The following is a 13,336-nucleotide window of genomic DNA, read 5'->3' as shown; positions in this document are numbered from 1 at the left end:
GTGAGCGCCGACTCCCCCACGCCCGGCCCGGACCCCGCGCCGAAGGCGGCCGTCGGCATCGCCCGCCGGCTGCTCCGGCGCGCCCGGGACGTCGCCGCCGAGGACCTGCGCACCCGCGCCGCCGCCGCCCGCGACGCCGCCCGGCGCGCCTGGGAGGCGCGCCCCTCGCCGCGCCGCGGGATCGCGATCGCGTTCGCCGCCGCGCTCGCCGCCGCCGGCGCGGGCGGCATCCTGTGGCAGGCGCGGCTCCCCGCGCGCCTCCCCGCCGCGCTGGACTGGGCCGCGCTCTCCGCGCTGCTCGAGCGCGACGCGCGCCCGGGCGACGCGGTGGCCATCGCGCCCGGCTGGGCGGAGCACGCCCGGCTCGCGGCGCCGGCCCGGGTGCCGGTGCTGGCACAGGCGCGCTTCGATCGCGCCGAGCTGACCGGGGTCCGGCGCGTGTGGCTGGTGACGTTGCCCGGCGCGCCGGGGCGTGCGTCCGTGCTGCAGGCCGAGCTGGATCTCATCGCGCGCGCCGCGCGCCCGGCCGAGCGGATGGCGCTCGGGCGGCTGGAGGTGCAGCGGTTCGAGCTGGCCGGGCCGCGCGTGCCGCTCGCGTTCCTCCCCGATCTCCTCGCCCGCGCCGAGGTCCGCCGGGGCGACCAGCCCTGCCCCGCGGGCGCCGACGGCGCGCCCGCGTGCCCCGGCGATCCCGGCCCGTCGCTGCGGCGGTCGGTGCGGCAGGTGGACGCGCTGCCGCGACCGTGCCTGGTGGCGGCGCCCGCGGACGCGCCGCTGGTGATCTCCTTCCCGTCCGTCCCGCTCGGCAGCGCGCTCGCCGGCCACCTGGGGCGCGCGGGCGATCCGCCCCCGGCGGCCACCGGTCCCCTCCCCGCCCGCGTGGCGCTGCGCGTGGACGAGCAGGAGGCCGGCACGGTCGAGCTGCCGCTCGCCGGCTGGCGCGCGTTCCGGCTCGACACCGCCCGCTTCGCCGGGAGCGCGCGCGACGTGGAGCTGACGCTCACCGCGCCGGCCGACGCCGGCCCCCTCTGCCTCGACGCCGAGGCGCTCCCGTGACCCCGGCGCTGCGCCAGCTCCCCGCCCGCGTGGCCGCGGGCCTCCGCAGCGGGCGGCGGCGGATCGCGCTCGCCTGGGGCGCCGCCACGCTCGCCGCGCTCGTCGCCCTCGCCGGCGGGCCCGGCATCTCGCGCGACGAGGCGGACGTCGTCGCCGCGGCCGGGCGCGTGGCCGAGGGCTGGCGCACCGCCGCCGGCCACCCGCTCGCGGCCCTCACCGGGCTCGAGGCCGCCCGGGCCCGGTCCGGCGGGCGCCCGCTGCCGCCGCTCGCGCCGGCCGTGGCGGCCGCGGGCCACGCCGCCGGGCGCGCGGTGGGCCTCTCGCACCAGCGCGCCTACCGGCTCGGCGCCGCGGCCGCCGGCGCGCTGCTGTCGGCGCTGCTCGCGCTGGCGGGCCATGCGCTCGCCGGCCCCGCGGGCGCGGCGCTCGCGCCGGCGATGTACTGGGTCGCGCCGAGGACGCTCCTCACCGGCGCCGTGTCGCTCGCCGACGGGGCCGCCGCGCTGCTCTGGCTGGCCGCGTTCTGGGCCTACCGCCGGGCCGCCTCCGCGCCGGACCGCCTGCTCCGGCTGCGCGCCGCCGCGCTCGCCGGGCTCGCGTTCGGCGCCGCGCTCGCGGCGCGGCTCGACGCCTGGGTGATCCTGCCCACGCTCGCGCTGCACGCGCTGCTGGTGCGCCTGCTGCGCCCGCCCGCCGCCGAGCCCGAGCCGGAGGCGGCGCCGGTCGGGATCGAGGCGCGGCTGCGCGGGGTGCCGGTCGCGATCGCCGCGATGGCGGTGCTCGGCCCGCTCACGCTGGTCGCGCTGTGGCCCTGGCTCTGGCCCGATCCGCTCCGCCGCGCGCTGCTGGCCGCCCAGGCCGCGCGCGCCGGCGCGGGCGAGGCGCTCGCGGCCGGCCTGCCCCGGCCGCTCCTGCCCCTCGCCGTCACCGCGTTCGCGGTCCCGGCCGCGCCGCTCCTCGCGGCCGCCGGCGGGGCGCTGCAGGCGCTCGCGCGCGCGGCCCGCGCGCTGCGGCGCGGGAGCGGGTTCGCGCTGTCCGACGAGATCCTGCTGCTCCTCGGCGCTGCGGCGCCGCTCGCCGCGGCGGCCTCCGGGCTGTCGCCGGCGCTCCCCGGCGTGCGCGCCTGGCTGCCGGCGTTCCCGTTCCTGGCCCTGCTCGGCACCCGCGCGCTCCTCCACGCGGCGCAGGTCGCGTGGCCGTCGCGGGCGGCGCCGCTCTCCGCCGCGCTGGCGCTGCTCGTGCTGTACCCCGCGGTCCGCCAGGCCGCGCACGCCTGGCCCGCGGCCTCGTCCTCCTGGAGCGCCCTCGGCGGCGGCGCGCCCGGCGCGGCGGCGCGCGGGCTGCCGCGCCAGGACGGCGGCGAGGCGGCCGCGGCGGTGCTGGACGCGCTCGCGGCGCGGGCCCGGCCCGGCGCGCGGGTGTACTGGCCCCGCACCGCCGAGGCGGCGGTCGAGGTCTACGCGCGCGACGGGCGGCTCCGGGCCGACCTGCGCCGCGCGGAGGCGCCGGAGGACGCGGACGTCGCCGTGGTGGCCGTGGACGGCGCGGCCCGCGACGCGGAGTACCGCACCTGGGCGGCGTTCCGCGACGCGCGGCCGGTGGCCGGTGCCTTCCTCGACGAGGTGCCGCTGGTGCTCGTGTACGCGCGCCCGGGCGCGTGGCGCTGAGCGTCGCGTTCACCCAGCGGCGATGCCCACGCCCCGGGCAGGCCCGCCGGCCGGCTTGCCGCCGCGCGCCGCGGCGGGGTACACGGGACGGGCATGCCCTCGCATCGCAGGATGCTGATCGCCGTGGTCGGGGGCGCCGTGCTCGGCGCGCTCGCGAACGCGCTGGGCGCCGGCGCGCCCTGGCTCGACGTCGCGGTGCGCGACGTGGCCCAGCCCATCGGGCAGCTGTTCATCCGGCTGCTGTTCATGCTGGTGGTACCGCTCCTGTTCTCGGCGCTGGTGCTCGGCGTCGCCGACCTCGAGCTCCGGCACCTGGGCCGCCTGGGCGCGCGGATGCTCGGCTACACCGCGGCGGTGTCGTCCATCGCGGTGCTCATCGGCGTGACGCTGGTGAACGTGCTCGGACCCGGCCGCGGCCTGCCCGACGCCGTGCGCGAGGCCGCGCGCGGCGCCGCCACGATCAAGCCCGCCCCGCTCCCCGGCGGCGACTCGGTGGCCGGGTTCGTCCTCGCGCTCGTCCCGGACAACCCGGTGAAGGCGGCCGCCACCGGCGACCTCATGGGCCTCATCGTGTTCGCGCTGCTGTTCGGCGTGGCGCTCGCCATGACCGACACGCCGGGCGCGCGCACGCTGAAGGCGGCGCTGCAGGGCTCTACGACGTCTCCATGAAGCTCATCGAGGGCGTGCTGTGGCTCGCGCCCATCGGCGTGGGCGCGCTGCTCTTCGTCATGGCCGCCCGCCTCGGCGCGGCGGTGGTGCGGCCCATCGCCGCCTACGTGGGCGTGGTGGTGCTCGGGCTCGCGCTGCACCAGTTCGTGGTCTATTCCCTCTCGGTGAAGCTGTTCGGCGGCATGAGCCCGCGCGCGTTCTTCTCCGGCGTGCGGCTCGCCATGGTGACGGCGTTCTCCACCGCGTCGTCGTCGGCCACCCTCCCCACCGCGCTCCGGGTGGCCGAGGAGAACCTTCGCCTGCCGCGGCACGTGGCGCGGTTCGTCCTCACCGCCGGCTCCGCCATGAACCAGAACGGCTCGGCGCTGTTCGAGGGCGTCACGGTGCTGTTCCTGGCGCAGGTCTACGGGGTCGAGCTGTCGCTCGGCCAGCAGGCCATCGCGGTGGGGATCGCCGTCCTGGCCGGCATCGGCACGGCCGGCGTGCCGGCCGCCTCCATGCCCTTCATCGCGATGATCCTCGGCATCCTCGGGATCCCGGTGGAGGGCATCGGCCTGGTGCTCGGGGTGGATCGGTTCCTCGACATGTGCCGGACGACGGTGAACGTCACCGGCGATCTCGCCGCCGCGGTGTTCGTCGCCCGGGGCGAGCCCGCCCAGGCGACCGACGCGGCGGCCGGGGCCCCGCCCGCGCCGTAGCCACCGGAGCGCCGCGCCCCGGCGGTTCGCGAACGGGGGGACGCCCCCGAGCGCGGGGATTCGCAACTCGCCCCTCCCGTCGGCGGGGGCGCCCCTGGTAGGATGACCCTCCGCCTCGCGTCGCCCTGGACAGGAACGGGCCGCGCGGCGCCGGAGCCCTCCATGAAGATCGTCGCCCTGGCCCTCGGGACCTCGCTGCGCGGAGACGACGCGGCCGGGCTGGCGGTGGCGCACGGCCTCGAGGCGCTGGTCCCTGGCCTCGAGGTGGTGGAGATCCCCGAGCTCGTCCCGGATCACGCCGAGGTGGTGGCCTCCGCCGACGGGGTGCTGTTCCTGGACGCGTCGGTGGCCGGCACGCCCGGGGAGGTCTGCGCCACGCGGCTCTCGCCCCGCCCGGCGCGCGCCGCGGTGATCCACACGCTCATGCCGGAGGAGGTGCTCGGGCTGGCGCGTGCGCTGTTCGGCCGCGTGCCCCCCGCCGCCCTGGTGACCGTGGCCGGGCGCGACTTCGCGTTCGGCGACGCGCTCTCCCCCGAGGTGGAGGCGGCGCTCCCCCTGGCGCGCGAGCGCGCGAGAGAGATGGTGGCGGGCTTCCGCCTGTAGCCGCGCACGCCTTCCGGCCGCGACCCGGCTTCGCACCCCGCGGCCCTCGGGCCCGCGGCGGACCCCCGGCCTCCGCTTGACCCACCCCCCACCGCGGCCCACGCTCGATCGTGCGGAAGGAGGCGCGTTCGATGACGAAGCCGATGAAGCACGATCACGGCAAGGAGCCGAAGGAGCGCGGCAGGCTCGCGGCCCTGCGCGAGAGCATGCCGGCGCTTCCGCCGTGGATGGAGCGGATCGACGAGCTGGTCGGGGAGCGCTGGTCCGCGTTCTGGCCCGTGCTGCGGCTGGGCGAGGAGCTGGCGTTCAAGGTGCCGCCCGTGGACGTGTACGAGGACGGCCGCGACCTGGTCCTGAAGGCGAGCTGCCCGGCCTGCGGCGCGAGGACATCAAGGTGGAGATCACCGGGGACCTCGTGACGCTCTCCGGGAAGAAGGAGAAGGAGGAGCGGATCGAGCGCAAGGACTACCACCGCGTCGAGCGCGCGGCGGGCGCGTTCACGCGCACGGTCCGGCTGCCGGTGGAGATCGCGGTGGACCGCGTGACCGCGAAGTTCACCGAGGGCGTGCTCGAGATCCGCGCGCCGATGGCCGGCGAGGGCAAGGGCCACGGCCGGAAGATCGAGGTGACGTGATACGCGGCGTGCGCCGGCCCTTCCCCCCGGCACGGCGCGCACGCGGCGGGCGGACGCCCATCCGGGCGGCCGCCCGTGTCGCATCCGGCGGGACCCGTCAGTCGAGCGGCAGCGGCGCGCCCCCCAGCCAGGCGTCGAGCGCGCCGGGCCGCGCCAGGAAGTGCCCGACCATCCCCGACACGTCCCGCCGCCGCGCGTCCAGGCCGCGCCGGGCGAGCGCGCCGCCGAGCGCGTCCAGCGCCTCGAGGTAGAGCGTCCGCTGCGCCACGTCCATGCGCACCACCGGCGCGCGGCCGTCCTCCTCGTCGTCCTGCCCGTCGCCGGCCGCCAGGGCCAGCGCCGCGCGACAGTCGCCCCGGTCCACCGCGCTCACGCTCCGGCACGCGAGCGGCCGCGCCGGGTGGATGGCGCAGCGGCCCGCGCCGTCGAGCAGCGGGCAGGCCACCCGTCCGGCGATCCGCTCGCGGTCCTCCAGCCAGCGGACGCGGTCGTGGAACGCGAGCAGCCGCGCGCCGAGCGCCGCCGCCGCGCCGGCGCCCAGCCCGCGCCGCAGCCGCGCCGCCGCGACCGCCCCCTCCACCGGCAGCGTGCCCACGTTCAGCACGCAGCAGCTCGAGCAGCCCGGCCCGCAGGCCGGGGACGGCGTGCCGGACGGCCGCGCCACCCCGAGCGACGCCGCCACCGCGCGCTCCACGCCCTCGAGCAGCGCCGCCAGCGCCGCCTCGCTCCCCGCGGCGAGGCCGCGCTCCGCCAGCGCCCCGACCTCGTCCCTGCAACGCGCCACCGCCTCGTCGAGCACCGCTCCCCCTCCCCGGCGCCGGGCCGGGCTCGCGCCTCACCCGCGCCGCGCCGCCTGGATGGCGCTGTCCAGCAGCTCGAGCGGGTGCGCCGGCTCGACGGCCGCGCCCCGCTCCTCGAGCAGCCTGCGGACGTGCAGCGTGCAGCCCGGGTTCGCGCTCGCGAGCACGGTCGCGCCGGTCGCCAAGACGGCATCGGCCTTGCGCCGCCCGATCTCCGACGCGCTCTCCGGCTGCACCAGGTTGTAGATGCCCGCCGAGCCGCAGCACTGGTCGCCGTCGGCGATCTCGACCAGCTCGAGGCCGGGGATGGTGGCGAGCAGGGCCCGCGGCGCGCCGCCCACGCCCTGCGCGTGCTGGAGGTGGCAGGGCGAGTGGTAGGCCACGCGCGCGGCGAGCGGGGCGCGCGGCGCCCGGGGCGGGAGCCCGGCGAGCAGCTCCGAGGCGTCGCGCACCCGGGCCGCGAACGCCGCCGCGCGCGGCGCGAACTCCGGGTCGCCCTCGAACAGGTGCGCGAGGTCCTTCAGGTGCGAGCCGCAGCCGGCCGCGTTCACCACGATCGCGTCGAGCGGCAGCCCCTCGAAGCGCTCCACCAGCGCCCGCGCCAGCCGCCGCGCCTCGTCGAGGCGGCCGGCGTGCACCGACAGGGCGCCGCAGCAGCCCTGGCCCGCCGGCGCGACGACCTCGACCCCCTCGGCCGCGAGCACGCGGACGGTGGCCACGTTCACGCGGGGGAAGAACACCTTCTGCACGCAGCCGGTCACCAGGCCCACCCGCAGGCGCCGCTCGCCGTGCGCGCCGGTGGCCGGCGGGATGGTCGCGAGCACGTCGCGCAGCGAGAGCGGCGGCGCGAGCGCCTCGAGCTGCTCGAGCCGCCGCGAGAGGCGCAGCAGCCCGGTCCGGCGGAACAGCCAGCGCAGCCCGCTCACCCGCCACAGCCACAGCAGCACCGCCGCCGCGCGCAGCCGCCCCGGGTGCGGGAACAGCGAGAACACGAACGCGCGGTGCAGCCGGTCGAGCGCCGGGCGCCGGTGCTCCCGCTCCACGCGCGCGCGCGCCGCGTCGATGACGTGGTCGTAGCGGACGCCGGACGGGCAGGCGCCCAGGCAGGCCATGCAGCCCAGGCAGCGGTCGAAGTGCGCCGCCACCGCGTCCGACATGGCCAGCTCGCCCTCCTGGAGCCCGCGGAAGAGGTCGATGCGGCCGCGCGGCGAGTCCATCTCCTCCTGCCAGCTCTGCCACGTCGGGCAGACCGGCAGGCAGAAGCCGCAGTGCACGCACTCGTCCGCCGGCGAGCGCGCCGCGCCGCGCGCCGGCGGCGCCGCCTGCAGCGCCCTGTCCGCTCCCGCGCCCATTCAGATCCCCCCTGGCAGGCGGCCCGGCGCGAGCCGGTGCTCCGGGTCGAGCTCCCGCTTCAGCCGCCGCATGACCTCGAGCCCCGCCGGCGGCGCGCCCCACGGGTCCACCCGGGCGCGGAGCGCGGCGGGCGCGTCGGCGATCACCACCGAGCCGTGGCCGGCCGCCACCGCGCCGCGCGCCGCCTCGATGGCGACCGCGGCGAGCGCCGGGTCCTCGAGCGTGCCCGAGACGAGCCCGATCCCGAGCGTCGGGTGGAGCAGCAGGCCGCCCCCGGCGAGCGCGCCCGCCACCCGCTCCAGCGCGCCGGCCGCCGTCGCCAGCGCCGCCGGCTGGAACGCCGCCCGGATCCGCACGTCGCCGGCGGTGCGGACCGCGTCCTGGCGCGCCCAGAGCGCCGCCTCGTCCGCGCCGCCCAGCCGCTCCCCCGGCGTGCCCTGCGCCGCCGCCAGCGCCAGCGCGCGCTCCGACTGATCCCGCACGCCCGGGCCGAAGCCCTCGAACCGGAGCCCCAGCCGGTAGACCCCGCCGTCGCGCCGCGCCACCACCGCCACCGGCTCGAGGCGCGCGTCGAGCACGGCCTTCGCCAGCGCGCGGCAGGCCGGTGCGCCCAGCCCCGGCACCGCGACCGTGGCCGAGGCCTCCGGGAGCGGGTGCAGGCGGAACACCACCTCCGCCACCAGCCCGAGCGTGCCGAGCGAGCCGCAGAACAGCCGCGGCAGGTCGAAGCCGGCCACGTTCTTCACCACCTTGCCGCCGCCCCGCGCCACCACGCCGTCGGCGCGGACGACGGTCATGCCGATGACGAGGTCGCGCACCGCGCCGAAGCGGGCGCGCCGCGGCCCGAACGCGTTCGCCGCCACGATGCCGCCCACCGTGGCGCGCTCCGCGAGCGGCGGGTCGAGGGCGAGCCGCTGCCCGTGCGGCGCGAGGTGGTCCTGGAGCGCGGCGAGCGTCATCCCGCCCTCCACCGCCACGATCTGGTCGGAGGGCGCGTGCTCGCGGACGCGGTCGAGCCGGTGCGTGCGCAGCACCGCGTCGAGGCGGGACGGCGGCGCGCCGAGGCCGAGGTCGGTGCCCCCGCCCACGAACGCCACCGCGAGCCCGTCCGCGGCGAGCGCGCGCATCGCCTCGGCCGCCTCGTCGAGCGTCGCGGGCTCGACCGCCAGGCGCGGCACGGCGCCGGCCACCGCGTCTGCGGCGTCCGCCGGGCGCGGCGCGGCGCTCACCAGCGCTCCGCGAGCCCGGCCACCTCGGCGGGGTGGGGGCGGTAGGGGCCGGGCCGCTCGCCGCACAGCCGCGGCGTGGGGAACACCTTGCCCGGGTTCATGAGGGCCGCGCCGTCGAAGGCGCAGCGGACGCGCTGCATCGTCTCGAGGTCCTCCGGGGCGAACTGCTCCGCCATGTACGCGGCCTTCTCGGCGCCCACCCCGTGCTCGCCGGTGATCGAGCCGCCGCTGCGGATGCACAGCCGCAGGATCTCGCCGCCCAGCGCCGCGGCGCGCGCCTCCTCGCCGGGGTTGCGCGCGTCGTAGAGCACCAGCGGGTGGAGGTTGCCGTCGCCGGCGTGGAAGACGTTGGCGACGCGCAGGCCGGCCTCGGCGGCCATGCGCTCGATCTCCCGCAGCACGCGCGCGATCTCCGAGCGCGGGATGACGCCGTCCTCGACCAGGTAGTTCGGGCTGATGCGGCCCACCGCGGCGAAGGCGCTCTTGCGCCCCTTCCACATGAGCTGGCGCTCCGCCTCGTCGCGCGGCACCCGGATCTCCAGCGCGCCGGCGGCGCGCGCGAGCTCGATGGCGCGGGCCGAGACGTGCTCGACCTCGGCGCGCGGGCCGTCCGCGTCCATGAGGAGCGCCGCGCCCACGTCCGGCCAGTCCAGGCCCGTGGCCGCCTTGGCCGCCACGATGGCGAGCCGGTCCATCATCTCGATGGCGGCGGGCAGGATGCCGGCGGCGATGATGCCCGACACCGCCGCGCCCGCCTCGTCGGTGGACGGGAACGTGGCGAAGAAGGTGCGCGTCACCTCGGGCTTGCGCAGCAGGCGCAGCGTCGCCTCGGTGGCGATGCCCAGCAGCCCCTCGCTGCCCACCATCGCCGCGAGCAGGTCGTAGCCGGGCGCGTCCGCCGCCGGGCCGCCCAGGTCCACCACGCTGCCGTCGGAGAGGACCACGCGCGCGGCCAGCACGTGGTTGGTGGTGAACCCGTACTTGAGGCAGTGCGCGCCGCCCGAGTTCTCGGCCACGTTGCCGCCGATCGAGCACACGCCCTGCGACGACGGGTCCGGCGCGTAGTACCAGCCCGCCGCCGCGACCGCGCGCGAGACGTCGAGGTTGATGACCCCCGGCTCGACGCGCGCCCAGCCGTTCTCGAGGTCCAGCTCGAGGATGCGCCGCATGCGCGCGAGCGAGACGACGATCGAGCCCGGCGACGGGCGCGCGCCGCCGGAGAGCCCGGTGCCCGCGCCGCGCGGCACGAGCGGCACGCCCGCCTCGCGGGCCGCGTTCACCACCTCGACCACCTCCTCGGTCGAGCCCGGCAGCGCGACCAGCGCCGGCGTGGTTCGACCGTGGGTGATCCCGTCGCACGCGTAGACCCGCAGCTCCGCCGGGTCCGCGATCACGTGCGCCGGGCCCAGGGCGGCGGCGAGGCGTCGGGCGAGGGCGCTGCTCACGGCGGGAGCTCGGGGCACGCGGGCTCCTCCGGCTGCGAGGTGGGTGGTTGAATGTTCCGGGACCGCTCGGCCCGGTCAACCGTCGACGGGGTGCATCGATCGGGGGCGGACGGGGGCTCCGGCCGCCCGCCGGCACGCCAGGACGCACATGCACCCACGCGGCCCCTCCCGGATCCGGGGGCTGCGCGCTGGCGCACGGGGATCACGCCCGGTACGCTGGCGGGCCATGACCACGACCGCCACCGCGACGCGGGCCATCGGCAAGGTGAAGGGGACCCTGCTCGTCTCCCGGATGAACTACCTGCGGGCCCAGGGCTCGGAGAGCGCCGAGCGCGTGCTCCGCCGCCTGACCGTGGCGGACCAGGCGCTGCTGCGCGGCACGCTCGATCCGGCGGCGTGGTACCCGGCCGACCTGCTCATCCGGGTGGAGCTCACCATCGCCGCGCTGCTCGCCCGCGGCGACCGGTCCGCGATGTTCCTCGCCATGGGCCGCCACACCGCCGAGACCAACCTCGCCCCCGCCGGCGCCCACCGCGCCTACCTGCGGGAGGGCGAGCCGCACCACCTGCTGCGCAGCGTCCCCGTGCTCTACGCCGCCAGCCACACCAGCGGCTCGCGCACGTACGAGGCCACCGGCCCGCGCGCCGCGGTGATCCGCACGCACGGCGGCGACGAGGTCACCGCCGACGACTGCCTGACGGCGGTGGGCTGGCTCGGCCGCGCCATCGAGCTCTCCGGCGGGAAGGCCGTGAAGGTGGCGGAGACCCACTGCCGCGCACGCGGCGCGGCGTCGTGCGAGTACCGCTGCGAGTGGGCCTGACGCGCTCGCCACCCCCGACGCCTCCCCTCCAGGAAAAGCCTCGAGCGCACGGCCGACGTGCCGCGCGGCGAGCGCCCGGTCGCGCTGGCGCCCGGCGCTGGTGAGACCAGGCCTCATCGTCCTGCGCGCCCCACCTTCCGGTCGAGGAGGAGGCACGAGATGGACCGCGAGGACCGTTACAGGGAAGCGAGGACCGAGCCCCGGCCCGAGGACCGCGAGCGTCCGCGCGAACGGACGACCGCTCCGCCCATCGAGCGGGAGCACGAGACGTGGCAGGGGATCCTGGAGGAGGACGAGCGGCGCGAGCGGGAGCGCCGCTGAGGCGCCGCCCCCGTCTGCAGCACCCCGTGGTACGATGCCCCGGCCGCTTGACTCCCGCGGCGGCGGTCTTATGAAAGGACCGTCAGTTCGCAGACTTGGGGGCGAACTGGTTTCGACGGAGGACGGAAGGCGTATGGTGCGCGCCGTGGTTGGTCACGAGGCCACGTAAAAACGGGACCAAGCAGAAACGCGAACGAGCCCATGGCTCTCGCGGCCTAACTAAAGGCCGTGCGTTCCCCCGGAAGCGCCGGGTACCGGGTGTGAACGTCAGCTCCGGCTGGACCTTGGCGGGAAGCGAACCGCCTTGCCGAGGTCGAGATCAAAGGGCGAGGACGTGAGCGGTTGCAGGCTCGGAGGTTGCCGCTCACGTATCCACTCCGAGCTACGCGCGTAGGGCCATTCACTGGAAGTCTTTCGGACCCGGGTTCGATTCCCGGCGCCTCCACTTGAAGTTGCAGGGGTTTTCGGACGCCGCCCACAAGAGGCCCACAGGCCGTGGGCGGCGTCTCGTCGCTCAGCGTCAGACTAAGGGCGCAGAATGCTCCGGACGGCGGCGCCGCCTCGTCGTCGTCAGGGAGTGTCACCCCGTTGAGCGATGAGAAGAGAGTCCCTTCGACTCACGCTGCGGAAGTAGCCGGTGAGCTCGAGGTAGAGCGAGTCGCACACGCGGCCGGGTGGCTTCACCGACCCCGCGCTGGTCCGGACGTCGGTATCGACCTCGAGCTTGAGCCTGTGGTCGAAGGGGTGCCGACTGGCTTGATCATCAAGGTCCAGGTCAAGTCTGGCGCTTCCTACTTCGAGCGCGATGACGGCCAGCGGTTCGCCTTCCGCATTCGTCCTTCTGATCAGAACTACTGGCGCCGCATCAACACGCCTCTTCTTCTCGTTCTCTTCAATCCAAACGAAGGGCGCGCCTACGCGGTCGAGTTCCACTCGTACTGCCGAGTAAACGCAACCGAGCTCGATAGGGGCTTGGTTTGGTTCAACAGAGGGGAAGACTTTCTCTCCGTCGACCTTCTTCAACGAATCGCGAAGAAGGGTTCTCCCGCGAACGTCCCGCCGTCTACGGCTCCTGCGGTGCCACCTCGCATCCGCGAAGTGCTCCACTCGAACGTGCTTCGAGTCGATGCCGTTCCTCATCGGCTGTTCCACGCGCCTACAATCGCGAAGAGCGACCCAGACGTCCGATCTCTCACGTCCCGGGATGCAGCTCCGTCCCTTGTCTGGAACACCGAACTCTGGTCGTTCCAGGATCCGCGCGACCCTGACGCCGGCCTCCACAACGCAGTGGACCCGAGCCGCGTTCGCATCTTGGACGCCGGCGTGTGGCTCTGCACGAAGGACGGCGACATCCGCTACAGAACACTGCTGTATCGCCATCTGCGAAAGCACACTCGCGCGCTCGGGCTGTTCACTGATGATAGCGGCCGGCTGTTCTTTCCGTCCCGAGATGGCGCTCCGCGTGTGCACCGGTACCGAAGCTTGCGACAATGGACCCAACGCTGGGTCGCTCGCCCAGTGTTTGACCGCACGCGCACCAAAGCACTTCTGTGGGAGCACCGTTCGGTAAAGACCGAGCTGCTCAAGGTTGGCAGCGACTGGATGCTGTCACTGCTTCCATCGTGGACCTTCTCCATCGACGGACGGACCTGCACCAGCGCGCCACCAGGCGCGGTCACCCGGCGGATCTCTCACGAGTACAACCCGGACATCTTCAGGCTTCTCGTCTTCTGGAAGTCGGTTCTCTTCCGGAGCGAGCTCAAACCCATTGTGTTGAGTTGTCCCCCTCAGCAGATCGTGATCGCCCCCGACCTGCTGTCCTGCAAGGTCGAGTTCGGCGTCCCCGGCGACCGGGCCGACTTCGCCGCGCTCGATGGCGCACCGGACGACTCACCCGAGTGCATCGAGGATGCTGCTCCCCCCGATCCAGCAGCTCACGGTCAGCCGCAGCCGGAGTACACCACCGATGCATAGAGATCATCGGCGTCGCGAACCGCCTCCGGGCGTCCGCTTCGATAGAGGGCTCGACAGTCGGCTCATA

The 13,336-nt window shown here is 76.4% G+C and carries 12 protein-coding genes, 1 other RNA gene and 1 pseudogene; 10 read left to right on the top strand and 4 right to left on the bottom strand.

Translation table 11 applies throughout. The features are described 5' to 3' along the window. The 6 genes and pseudogenes from ACOQFB_RS06275 (at position 1) to ACOQFB_RS06250 (ending at position 5,327) form a co-directional block, all read left to right on the top strand. Positions 1–1,056: a hypothetical protein gene (locus ACOQFB_RS06275; protein WP_421609965.1), complete on the top strand. Its 1,056-nt coding sequence runs from the start codon at positions 1–3 to the stop codon at positions 1,054–1,056. Next, on the top strand, positions 1,053–2,723 hold the full coding sequence (locus tag ACOQFB_RS06270; protein WP_421609966.1) for a hypothetical protein: 1,671 nt from the start codon (positions 1,053–1,055) through the stop codon (positions 2,721–2,723). Before ACOQFB_RS06275 ends, ACOQFB_RS06270 begins: the two co-directional genes overlap by 4 nt. 93 nt (positions 2,724–2,816) lie before the next feature. After that, a pseudogene (locus tag ACOQFB_RS06265) lies at positions 2,817–4,090 on the top strand (dicarboxylate/amino acid:cation symporter). Between the two features lie 162 nt (positions 4,091–4,252). Then, positions 4,253–4,693, top strand: a complete 441-nt coding sequence (locus ACOQFB_RS06260) for a hydrogenase maturation protease (RefSeq protein WP_059436073.1) — start codon at positions 4,253–4,255, stop codon at positions 4,691–4,693. 131 nt (positions 4,694–4,824) lie between these two features. Then, a complete protein-coding gene (locus ACOQFB_RS06255) occupies positions 4,825–5,112 on the top strand; it encodes a hypothetical protein (protein WP_494492508.1) in 288 nt (95 codons plus the stop codon). Beyond that, entirely contained in the window at positions 5,088–5,327 is a 240-nt protein-coding gene (locus ACOQFB_RS06250; protein ID WP_494492507.1) for an Hsp20 family protein, read from the top strand. Before ACOQFB_RS06255 ends, ACOQFB_RS06250 begins: the two co-directional genes overlap by 25 nt. Positions 5,328–5,424: 97 nt before the next feature. Here the strand turns inward: ACOQFB_RS06250 and ACOQFB_RS06245 are convergent, their stop codons facing one another. The 4 genes from ACOQFB_RS06245 to ACOQFB_RS06230 are packed head-to-tail and all read right to left on the bottom strand — an operon-like array spanning position 5,425 to position 10,154. Beyond that, the gene (locus ACOQFB_RS06245) at positions 5,425–6,126 is read right to left on the bottom strand and encodes a YkgJ family cysteine cluster protein (protein ID WP_421609968.1); all 702 of its coding nucleotides are present in this window, start codon (positions 6,124–6,126) and stop codon (positions 5,425–5,427) included. Between the two features lie 36 nt (positions 6,127–6,162). Further along, positions 6,163–7,479, bottom strand: a complete 1,317-nt coding sequence (locus ACOQFB_RS06240) for a (Fe-S)-binding protein (RefSeq protein ID WP_421609969.1) — start codon at positions 7,477–7,479, stop codon at positions 6,163–6,165. Beyond that, entirely contained in the window at positions 7,480–8,709 is a 1,230-nt protein-coding gene (locus ACOQFB_RS06235; RefSeq protein WP_421609970.1) for an FAD-binding oxidoreductase, read from the bottom strand. Then, positions 8,706–10,154: an FAD-linked oxidase C-terminal domain-containing protein gene (locus ACOQFB_RS06230; RefSeq protein WP_421609971.1), complete on the bottom strand. Its 1,449-nt coding sequence runs from the start codon at positions 10,152–10,154 to the stop codon at positions 8,706–8,708. The genes ACOQFB_RS06235 and ACOQFB_RS06230 overlap by 4 nt, the downstream gene beginning before the upstream one ends. Before the next feature lie 226 nt (positions 10,155–10,380). On the opposite strand from ACOQFB_RS06230, the gene ACOQFB_RS06225 reads away from it, so the two are divergent. From ACOQFB_RS06225 to ACOQFB_RS06210, 4 genes are all read left to right on the top strand, one after another. After that, complete coding sequence (locus tag ACOQFB_RS06225) at positions 10,381–10,974, top strand: TIGR02265 family protein (RefSeq protein WP_421609972.1); 594 nt, start codon at positions 10,381–10,383, stop codon at positions 10,972–10,974. Between the two features lie 159 nt (positions 10,975–11,133). Then, entirely contained in the window at positions 11,134–11,295 is a 162-nt protein-coding gene (locus ACOQFB_RS06220; RefSeq protein WP_421609973.1) for a hypothetical protein, read from the top strand. 97 nt (positions 11,296–11,392) lie between these two features. Beyond that, positions 11,393–11,743, top strand: a transfer-messenger RNA (tmRNA) gene (ssrA, locus tag ACOQFB_RS06215). A gap of 47 nt (positions 11,744–11,790) precedes the next feature. Next, the gene (locus ACOQFB_RS06210; protein WP_421609974.1) at positions 11,791–13,269 is read left to right on the top strand and encodes a DUF4365 domain-containing protein; all 1,479 of its coding nucleotides are present in this window, start codon (positions 11,791–11,793) and stop codon (positions 13,267–13,269) included. Positions 13,270–13,336 lie beyond the last annotated feature (67 nt).

This window comes from Anaeromyxobacter sp. Red801 (assembly GCF_049201065.2).
In the GTDB taxonomy this organism is placed as follows: domain Bacteria; phylum Myxococcota; class Myxococcia; order Myxococcales; family Anaeromyxobacteraceae; genus Anaeromyxobacter.
Note: the sequence above shows the minus strand (reverse complement) of the source record. Positions and strands in the feature narration are given on the sequence as shown.